Source organism: Nonomuraea sp. LPB2021202275-12-8, from assembly GCF_037044575.1.
Taxonomy (GTDB): Bacteria; Actinomycetota; Actinomycetes; order Streptosporangiales; family Streptosporangiaceae; genus Nonomuraea.
Window position 1 is genome coordinate 1 of record NZ_JBAHWD010000183.1, and the last position, 316, is coordinate 316.

1 protein-coding gene is annotated in these 316 nt (G+C 60.4%); it reads left to right on the plus strand.

Annotation, left to right across the window (positions count from 1 at the left end; all coding sequences use genetic code 11):
- Positions 1–209, plus strand: a 209-nt coding sequence (locus V5E28_RS49295) for a hypothetical protein (RefSeq protein WP_336217229.1), incomplete at its 5' end; no start/stop codon positions are given.
- Positions 210–316 lie beyond the last annotated feature (107 nt).

Sequence of the window (316 nt, forward strand, 5' to 3'; positions counted from 1 at the left end):
CGAGGATCGAACGGGCTCTGCGGGCCGAGGTGCCGATCAGACGGCTCTTCGAGCATCCGACCGTGGAATCGCTCACCCGTTTCATCGAGACATCCACAGCACGGCCGGAGCGGCTCAGCCAAATAGCTTCCATCGTGTTGAAAGTCAAAGCCCTTTCACCGACTGACATCAGCCACATGCTTGAGCTGCGAGAGGACGAAATCTCATGACCGGATTCGGCGACGACATCGAACAGAGTCTCATTCGCCGGCTTCTTGCCGATGCTGGTCTTGACGACGACCGGCCGGATGCGCTGGCCGTACGGCCAGCGGATGGC